General features: G+C 66.9%; 6 protein-coding genes. All 6 read right to left on the reverse strand.

Annotation, left to right across the window (positions count from 1 at the left end; genetic code table 11):
- Nucleotides 1-5: 5 nt before the first annotated feature.
- Complete coding sequence (zipA, locus tag HBJ55_RS06355) at nt 6-1553, reverse strand: cell division protein ZipA (RefSeq protein WP_167112158.1); 1548 nt, start codon at nt 1551-1553, stop codon at nt 6-8.
- Between the two features lie 225 nt (nt 1554-1778).
- Entirely contained in the window at nt 1779-5273 is a 3495-nt protein-coding gene (gene smc, locus HBJ55_RS06360) for a chromosome segregation protein SMC (protein WP_167112160.1), read from the reverse strand.
- Nucleotides 5274-5277: 4 nt separating this feature from the next.
- Nucleotides 5278-6504, reverse strand: coding sequence for a c-type cytochrome biogenesis protein CcmI (gene ccmI, locus HBJ55_RS06365; RefSeq protein ID WP_167112162.1), 1227 nt, complete (start codon nt 6502-6504; stop codon nt 5278-5280).
- Nucleotides 6501-6974 carry a cytochrome c-type biogenesis protein gene (locus HBJ55_RS06370; RefSeq protein WP_167112164.1) on the reverse strand — a complete coding sequence of 158 codons (474 nt, stop codon included), beginning with the start codon at nt 6972-6974 and terminating at the stop codon, nt 6501-6503. The genes ccmI and HBJ55_RS06370 overlap by 4 nt, the downstream gene beginning before the upstream one ends.
- Entirely contained in the window at nt 6965-7498 is a 534-nt protein-coding gene (locus HBJ55_RS06375) for a DsbE family thiol:disulfide interchange protein (protein WP_167112166.1), read from the reverse strand. Before HBJ55_RS06375 ends, HBJ55_RS06370 begins: the two co-directional genes overlap by 10 nt.
- Nucleotides 7495-9317, reverse strand: a 1823-nt coding sequence (locus tag HBJ55_RS06380) for a heme lyase CcmF/NrfE family subunit (RefSeq protein WP_167112168.1), incomplete at its 5' end; no start/stop codon positions are given. The genes HBJ55_RS06380 and HBJ55_RS06375, both read right to left, overlap by 4 nt.

Genomic DNA, 9317 nt, shown 5'->3' on the forward strand with positions numbered 1-9317 from the left:
TTTAGTTAGTTCACCTGGTAACGGTTGAGGCGGTTGCGGCGCTCGAACTCCTGCACGCGCTGGCGGGCGAACTCCACGGTTTGCGCGGTCATGACGCTGCGGTTTTCGTCCTTCAGCTCGCCGCCCAGATTGCGCACGATGACCATGGCGGTCTCGACCATCGCCTCGAAGGCCGCCGCGGTATCCAGCGCTCCGGGAAGCGGCATCAGCAGGGTGATGCCCGGCGTGCGGAACTCGTCCATCGCCTCGATCGGGAAGGTCCCCGGCTTGACCACGTTGAGCATCGAGAATTGCAGCTCGCTGTCGGGGTCCTCGGTCTCGAAGCGGTGGAAGATGCCCATGTCGCTGCTGTAGCGCAGGCCACAGGCCAGCATCAGGTTGAGCAGTGCTTCTCCGGAGAAGCCCTCCTCGTCGCGCGACAGCACACTGATGACGATGATCTCGTCGGCCTGGCTCAGGGTGTCGCGGGCACGCTCGGCACTGACATTGTGACGCAGCGCCCGGGCCAGTGTGGGGTGGGCGCGTACGACGTCGTCATCGTCGTTGACCGCTTCGGCCGCCGCGGTCGTCGGTTCGCCATGGTCGGACGCCGCCGGCTCGGCATAGGCCGAACGGTCGCGTTCTGCCGCTCGTGAGCGCGGCGGCGCGAACAGCGGGTCATCGTCGTCGGCCTGCTCGATGGCCTCGGCTTCCAGGCGCTGGCGCTCGGCCTCCTTGGCGGCCTGGGCCTCGGCGGCCTCGCGGCGTTGCTGAGCTTCGCGTGCGGCCTTCTCGGCACGTGCCTGCTCGCGGCGCGCCTTCTCTTCACGCTTCTGTTCGCGGCGTTTGGCCATGCGCTGCTGCATGGAGAGCCCAAAGCGCTGGACCGACTCGCCCATGCGGCGAGAACCGCTCTTGAACGAATCGCCCATGCCTTCGAGGTCGACCAACCGATAACGCTCGTCGTCGTCATGGTGGGGATCGTGGTCGGCGGGATCGGCAGCCAACGGCTCGCTCTCTGCGACCGGTGCCTCTTCTTCCAGAGCGGAAAGGGTCGGCTCTTGGCGCGCCTGTGGTTCGTCCCGTGCCGGCGAAGCCGCTGCGGGCGCTTCCTCTACATCCCTTCCTTTATCCCTTCCTTTATCCCTTCCACTCGCCTGAGCCGTGACGGGCTCGGCCGAGGGCGACTCTTCCGGCATGGCTGAAGCCACCGGACGCGTCGTCGCAGTGGCACCGGAGTCGGGGTTCGGCATGGGTCTGGAGTCGATACTGCCACCCTTCAGGCCAGCGAGCACCCGCGAAGGCCCGGGATGTTCCTGGCGTTCGAGCTTGGGTTTCGCTTGCACCTGGGTATAGCTGGCAGGCCTGACGATACGGGCGCCGCCATTGGGCAACTCCGGATTGTCGTTGCCTTCAGCATCGGCCGCTGCCTGGCCATTGCCTGGATTGTTGTTATCCCCTACCTGGTCCAGGCGGGGCACTCGGCGCTGACGCTTGAGGCGACGCACACCATCTATCACGATGAGCGTTACCAGGGCCAGCCCCAGAATGATCAGCCATTCTCTAAGTTCCATGGGTCGTCTTGCCTATCACTAGGGCGCCATGCCGGATGGATGTTCGTGAACAGCATAGCGCGATTGGCAGAAAAAGGGCCACTTTTTTTGTTTGTCAAGCCCCGGCATTATCGCCTGAGAGTCAAATCGACCCTGCGCCTTTCCCTGTCAATTCGCTTTTTTAATCTGCGGTATGACCGTGATGTGTCTTCTGATATCGCGTTTGTCGCCCGCTTGCAAGTCCTTTCAAGCCTCGGCCAGAGCCGCCGCCTCTTCTACCCCGACAGCTACCAGCCGCGAGACACCGGGTTCTTGCATGGTGACCCCCATTAATCTTTCGGCGGCCTCCATGGCGATCTTGTTATGGGTGATATAGATGAACTGCACCGACTCGGACATGTCCTTCACCAGTTTGGCATAGCGTCCGACATTGGCATCATCGAGCGGCGCATCGACTTCGTCGAGCATGCAGAAAGGCGCCGGATTGAGCTGGAAGATAGCGAAGACCAGCGACAGGGCCGTCAATGCCTTTTCCCCACCGGAGAGAAGATGAATGGTGCTGTTCTTCTTTCCGGGAGGGCGCGCCATGATGGCCACCCCGGTGTCGAGCAAATCCTCGCCAGTCAGCGTCAACCATGCGGTTCCACCACCGAAGACTCGCGGAAAAAGCGACTGCAGGCCTTGGTTGACTCGCTCGAACGTGTCACGGAAACGGGTGCGGGTCTCCTGGTCGATGCGACGTATTGCCCGCTCCAGCGTATCCAGCGCCTCGTTGAGTTCCGACTGCTGCGCCTCGAGATAGTTGCGTCGCTCGGCCTGCTGGTCGTACTCCTCGATGGCCGCGAGGTTGATGGCGCCGAGACGGCGGATGCGCTCGCCGACCTCCTCCAGGCGGGTCTGCCAGGCCGATTCGGTGGCGTTGGGGTCCAGGTTCTCTTCCAGCGCCGCGGCCTGGTGGCCCAGTTCGGCGAGCTGTTCGTCCTGAGTCTCGGCCTTCAGCGCCAGCGCCTGCACCTGCATGCGCGCCTCCTGCAGGCGCTCGCGGATACCCTCGAGGTTGCGCTCGTGGTTCTGCCGCGCCAGCTCGTCCTCGCGCAGCCGCTCCACCAGTTCGGCGGCACGCGCCTTGGCCTCGTTGAGCGAGCGTTCGTCGCCTTCGCGCCGGTGCAACAGCTCGTCAAGCTTCTCGCGCTGCTCCTCGTCGGGCTCGCGCAGTTGCTCGAGGGTCTCGGTCAGCTCCTCGCAACGCGCCAACAGGCGCTCGCGGGCTTCAAAGCTGCGCCCCTGCTGCTCGGCCAGGCCGGCACGCTCGGTGGAGAGCCGCTGGTGCTCCAGCGCCAGCTGCTGCACCCGCTCGTTCAGCGGACGCTGCCGCGCGCGCAGGGCGGCCAAGCGTTCGCGAGCTTCACTGCGCGCCCGCTCCAGCCGCTCGCGCTGCTCGGCGCCCTCCTCCAGCCGCGCCATGGCCTGCTGCCACTGCTCGCGCGCCTCTTCGATGGTCAGCCGCGCCTCCTCGCGGGCTTCGTCCAACCCCGCCAGCTCCTCGGCCAGCTCTCCGGCACGGCCCTGCAGATGCTCCAGGCGGCTGGCCAGGCCGCTGTCCTGCACCGCCAGTTGCTGCTGTTCGCCGGCCAGGTGCCGCTCCTCCTGACGAATGGCATCGAGATCGCGCTCGGCTTGCTCGGCGCGTTCGCGTTCCACCTCGATCGCTTGGTCGCGTGCCGCCAGGCGAGTCTCGATCTCGTCGAGTTCGAGCGCCGCCTCTTCGAAGCGACGACGACTGACCAGCAGCGCATCGGGCCCGGCCCCCTCGCCGCGATGGCGTACCCAATCGCGCCCCAGCCACAGGCCCTGCGGCGTGATCAGGCTCTCGCCCGCTGCCAGGCTTTCACGCTCGGCCCAGGCCTGCCGGTCCTCGTCCACGCAGCGGATCGGTGCCAGCCAGGCCGCGGCGGCGCCGGCGCCGCGCACCCGGGCGGCCAGGCTGTATGGCTGAAATTCGACAGTGGCATCGGGCGACAGCGCGCCCAGCTCGGCGGGCGGCGTGGCGCTGGCCTCGCGGGCGCGCTCGGGGTCGGCGAGCCGCGCCTTGAGCCAGGGTGCCAGCACCCAGGAGACGCTCGCTTCCCAGCCGGGATCGACGTCGAGTGCCTCGCCCAGCCGCGGCGCCTCGCCCAGGCCATGGGTCTGCAGATGCTCCGCCAGCGCTTCGTCGGGATCGGTGAGTGCAGCCTGGATCAGGGCCTCGAGCGAGGCCAATTCGCCCTGCAGCGTACTGCGCCGGGCGCGCTCGGATTCGCGTTCACGCTCCAGCGTGGCCGCCGTCTCGCGGGCACTATCGCGACTGCTCTGGAGCTGCTCACGGCGGGCTTCGACGCTCTCCTGTTCGAGGGCGAACTCGGCCAGACGCTCCTTGAGTTCGTTGCGCCGGGCGGTCAGCTCGCCCAGGTCCGGCAGCTCTTGCTGCTGCTGGCGGCGACGCTGGGCATCGGCCTCGAGCCGGGCCAGGCGGTTCTCGAGTTCGCGCAGGCGGTCCTGACTGCGCTCTGCGTCGCGGCTGGCCTCGCGCCAGCCTTCGCTGAAGGTCTCGAAGGCCTGTTCGGCCTCTTCGGCGGCAGGCTCGGCCTCTTCCAGCATCGCCTCCAGCTCGGCGAGCTGTTCTGCCAGCTCTTCCTGTTCCGGCGCCAGGGTCTCGAGCCGTTCGTCGAGCCGCACCAGGCGTTCACGGTCGTCCTCGCCCAGACGGTCGAGCTCGGCCAGTTCGCGCTGGGCGCTCTCCAGGTCGCGGGCCAGTTGCCCCTCGCGACTCCGCGCGTGCTCCAGGCTCTGCTCTAGCCGGGCGATGGCGCCCGAGGTCTCGAAGAAGCGCGCCTGGCGCGCCTCCAGGGTCTCGGCCAGCTTGTCGTGATCGGCGCGTGCCTCCTCGAGGCGGGTCTCGCACTGGCGCAGGCCAAGGATCTCGCGCTCGACGGCGGTTTCCAGCTCGCGAACGCGATGCTCCTCCTCATGCTGGCGGGCACGTAGGGCCCGGCCGCGCAACAGGGCCAGCTCGCCCTTGAGCCGGTGCTCCTCCTCCTTGAGGGTCTGGTAGCGCCGCGCGGCCTCGGCCTGGCGACGGAGGCGTTCGAGCTGCTTGTCGAGTTCCTCGCGAATGTCATCCAGGCGCTCGAGGTTCTCGCGGGTGCGGCGCATGCGGTTTTCGGTCTCGCGGCGGCGCTCCTTGTACTTGGAGATGCCGGCGGCCTCTTCGAGGGTGGCACGCAGTTCCTCCGGACGCGCCTCGATCAGCCGCGAGATCATGCCCTGGCCGATGATGGCGTAGGAGCGCGGGCCAAGGCCGGTGCCGAGGAAGAGATCGGCGATGTCGCGGCGGCGGCATTTCTGGCCGTTGAAGAAGTAGCTGGACTGGCCGTCGCGGCTGACCTGGCGCTTGACCGCGATCTCGGCGTACTGGGCGTAGATACCGCCCATGGTGCCGTCGCTGTTGTCGAAGCGCAGCTCGATGGCGGCCTGCCCCACCGGCTTGCGCGCGGTGGAGCCATTGAAGATGACGTCGGTCATCGACTCACCGCGCAGGGTCTTGGCCGACGATTCGCCCATGACCCAGCGCACGGCGTCGATGATGTTCGACTTGCCGCAGCCGTTGGGACCGACGATCGCGGTCATGTTGCCATCGAAGGGCACCGTGACCGGGTCGACGAAGGATTTGAAACCGCTCAGGCGGATTGAGGTGAGTCGCATCGCGCTATTCTATGACACGGTCGATCACGACCTCCACGGGTTCTCCTTCAACGCCGCCCACCGGCACGCCTTCCTTGTCGCCGTACATGTCGCCGGACTCGGGCGTGGCTCCGCCGCTCTTGGTCACGCGCACGATCAAACGCACCTCGCTGGCCTGGGACAGGCTGGCGGCGTCGGACATGGCGTGGCGGTCGTCGAGCACCAGCGTGGTCGGCAGGTCGCCGAGTGTCACCCGGGCGACCGCCAGCGGCGGCAACTCGCCCGCCATGTCGCGGGCCACGACGAACACCCGAGTGTCGTCGTCGAGCAAGCCCTCGAGGCTTTCATCGAGGCGGACGCGCACTCGCACACCGGGCCCTTGGGCAGCCGCTTCCTGCTCGTCGGGAGACACGCCGAGGCGCTGCTGAGCGACCTGGATACCTTGGCGCAGCGCCTGCGCGGAATCGGAGTCGGACATGCCGGCGATGGCCCGCCGCCAGTGATCGATGGCCTGCTCGTAGTCGCCCCTGTCGAAGGCATGAACGCCCAGCATGCCGAAGATGGTCGGCTCGCGGGAGTCGCGTTCGACGACTTCGTCGACCAGTTCCTGGACCTCGTCGGTGAGGGTACGGTCGGCCAGGAAGAACATCAGCTGGGCCTTCTGTGCCAGCAGCGAAGGTGCCCGCCCCTCGAGTTCGATCAAGCGGTCCAGCGCCTCGATGGCGGCTTCGCCCTGGCCCGAGTCGCGATAGAGCGGGTAGAGCGAGGCCCACACGTTGGCGTTGTCCGGCTGGCGCCGGGCCTCCTGCTCGAGGCGCTCGAGCAGGGTCGGCAGCGAGTCGCTCTGCTGAAAGGCATCGTACAGGCGCAGGTCGCCCTCGGCGCCTTCGTGCTGGTACCACAGCATGGCCGAGATCACCAACGCCAACGCCACAACAGGCACTGCGAAGCGCCCGGCAGTGGGTGAGTGCAGCGGGGGGCGAGCCAGATTCTCGGTATCCTCGAGCAGGCTGCGGTCGAGTTCGAGACGATCTTCGTCGAACTGCGCGCGGTCTATGTCGCCACGCTCCAACGCCGCTTCCAGCGAGGCCAGGCGACGCCGATAGATCGCCACGTTCTGCTCGGCCGCGCGGTCGTTGGCCTCGAAGCTGGCCTGGGCGTCGTGCACCAGGCGCGCACGCCGCAGCGGCGCCACCAGCAACCATAGCGCCGGCAGCAGCAGCAGGCCGAAGGCTAACCACAAGGCGATCATTGGCCATTCCCCCGGTTGATCAGCGATTCCAGGCGCCGGCGCTCGTCGTCGTCCAGGGCGCGTACCGAAGCGTTGCGCCGCGCACGTACCAGCAGCATTACCAGGATACCGCCAGCCACGACCAGCACCGCGGGCAGCCCCCACAGCAGGTAGGTACGCCCCTCGAGCCGAGGATTGTAGAGGATGTAGTCACCGAAACGCTGCACCATATGATCGCGAATCTCGATGTCCGAGCGCCCCTCCTGCAGCAGCAGGTAGACGCGGTCGCGCATGTCACCCGAGACCGGTGCGTCGGAGTCGTTGATCGCCTGGTTCTGACAGGTGGGGCAGCGCATGGAGGCCGTCAGGCTGTCATAGCGCTTCTCCAGCACCGGATCGTCGAATTCGCGCACCTCGATGGCGGCACCCTGCACCAGGCCGGTCACCAGCAGCAGCGTGAAGCCGACGAGCATCCAGCGGATTATTGCCATTTCTGCACCTCCGGCAGGATGTGTTCACGTAGGTCGGACGGCGAGATGTACCCGGTATGGTGGTAACGGATGATGCCGTCTCTGTCGACCAGGAAGGATTCCGGGGCCCCGTAGACACCCAGTTCGAAGGCGAGCTCGCCTTCGGGATCGAAGATGTTGACCTCGAACGGGTCGCCGAACTCTTCGAGGAAGCCTCGTGCCTTGTCGCGGGTATCCTTCCAGTTGATGCCAACGAGGCGCACGCCGCGGTCGGCCAGGTCGAGCAGCTGCGGCATCTCGCGTTTGCATTCGGGGCACCACTCGCCCCAGACGTTGACCAGGGTGACCTCGCCGGGTATCAGCGACTCGTCGACGCGCCGCTCGGGGTCTTCCAGCGTAGTGAGCTCGAAGGCCGGGAAGGCCCGCGCCTCTGCGACCAGTCTCGATTCGCGATGGAACGGATTGAGCCCCAACCCCAGGTAGAGGAACAGCATCAGCAGCAGAAAGCCGAGCAGCGGCAGCATCAACAGCAGGCGACGCGTCATGCCGTGACCTCCCGTGTCGCGCCTTCGCGGGCGCTGTCCTCGGGGTCGCGCGACGTGGCCAGACGCCGGTAGCGTCGGTCGAGTACGGCGAGTACGCCGCCGATCGCCATCAGCAGAGCGCCGAGCCACAACCAGCGCACGAACGGCTTGTACTGCACGCGCATGGCCCAGCTGTTGTCGCCCAGGTCTTCGCCCATGGCGACGTAGAGGTCGCGGAACAGGCCGGGGCGCAGCGCCACCTGACTCATCGGCATGCCGCGCGCGATGTACAAGCGCTTCTCCGGGTTCATCGTGAAGCTGCGTCGGCTGTCGCCGCGGCGCACCTCGAGCTCGGCGCCGTCGGCGATGTAGTTGGGCCCGCGGCGGCTGGTCAGCTCGTTCATGGTAAAGGTGTAACCGGCGACTTCGACGCTGTCGCCGGGTGCCATGCGCACGTTGCGCTCGATCTCGAAATTGGATACCACCGCCACGCCGATGATGGTGACCGCCACGCCCAGGTGTCCGAGCTGCATGCCCCAGTAGGCCAGCGACAGCTTGCGCAGCCCTGCGCCGAACGACTCGGCGCGGCGGGTCTTGTCGTAGAGATCGCGCAGCGTCGGCAGCACGATCCACATCGCCGCCACCAGGCCGAGGGCGACCCAGGCGTTCCACTCGCCGCCGATGACGAAGGGCATGACGGCCGCGATGACCAAGGCCACGACACCGGCGAGCCACAGCCGCTTGATCAGCAACCTCGGGTCGGTCTGCTTCCAGCGCGCCGTCGGCCCCAGGCCCATGAACACGCACATGATCACCGTGAGCGGTACGAACAGGGCGTTGAAGTACGGCGGGCCCACGCTGATCTTGCCCAGGTCGAGGGCGTCGAGCAGCAGCGGATAGACGGTGCCCATCAGCACGGTGACGGTCATGATCACCAGCATGATGTTGTTGATCAGCAGCAGGGCATCGCGCGACAGCCAGTTGAAGCCGGTGCGATGGCTGACCCGCGGGGCACGCAGGGCGAAGATCAACAGCGACAGTCCCACGGTGATGCCCAGCAGAATCAGGATGAATAAGCCGCGCGAGGGGTCGTTGGCGAAGGCATGCACCGACGTCAGCACGCCGGAGCGGACCAGGAAGGTGCCCAGCAGCGACAGCGAGAAGGTGAAGATCGCCAGCAGCACGGTCCAGCTCTTGAACGCGCCGCGCTTCTCGGTGACGGCCAGCGAGTGCATCAGCGCAGTACCGGTCAGCCACGGCAGCAGCGAGGCGTTCTCGACCGGATCCCAGAACCACCAGCCGCCCCAGCCCAGCTCGTAGTAGGCCCACCAGCTACCCAGCGCGATGCCCACGGTAAGAAAGGCCCAGGCCAGGTTGGTCCAGGGTCGTGCCCAGCGGGTCCAGGCCGCGTCGAGACGGCCGCCGAGCAGGGCGGCAATGGCGAAGGCGAACACCACCGAGAAGCCCACGTAGCCCATGTAGAGCATCGGCGGGTGCAGGATCAGGCCGATGTCCTGCAGCAGCGGATTGAGATCGGCGCCGTCGCTCGGCACACCCGGCAGTAGCCGCTCGAAGGGGTTGGAGGTAACCAGCACGAAGGCCAGGAAGCCCACACCGACCAGGCCCAGCACGCCGACCACGCGTGCCACCATGTCACGCGGCAGCTCGCGAGAGAAACGTGCCGCCATGAAACCCCAGCCGGCCAGCATCAGGCTCCACAGCAGCACCGAACCCTCGTGGTTGCCCCACACGGCACTGAGCTTGTAGTACCAAGGCAGCATCGAGTTGGAGTTGTTGGCCACGTTGGCCACGCTGAAGTCGTCGAACAGGTAGCTCGCCG

Source organism: Billgrantia bachuensis, assembly GCF_011742165.1.
Taxonomy (GTDB): Bacteria; Pseudomonadota; Gammaproteobacteria; order Pseudomonadales; family Halomonadaceae; genus Halomonas; species Halomonas bachuensis.

Bases quoted from the DNA above. Each gene is read 5' to 3' on its own strand.
- zipA (WP_167112158.1), bottom strand. From the start codon at position 1,553: ATGGAACTTAGAGAATGGCTGATCATTCTGGGGCTGGCCCTGGTAACG.
- smc (WP_167112160.1), bottom strand. From the start codon at position 5,273: ATGCGACTCACCTCAATCCGCCTGAGCGGTTTCAAATCCTTCGTCGAC.
- ccmI (WP_167112162.1), bottom strand. From the start codon at position 6,504: ATGATCGCCTTGTGGTTAGCCTTCGGCCTGCTGCTGCTGCCGGCGCTA.
- HBJ55_RS06370 (WP_167112164.1), bottom strand. From the start codon at position 6,974: ATGGCAATAATCCGCTGGATGCTCGTCGGCTTCACGCTGCTGCTGGTG.
- HBJ55_RS06375 (WP_167112166.1), bottom strand. From the start codon at position 7,498: ATGACGCGTCGCCTGCTGTTGATGCTGCCGCTGCTCGGCTTTCTGCTG.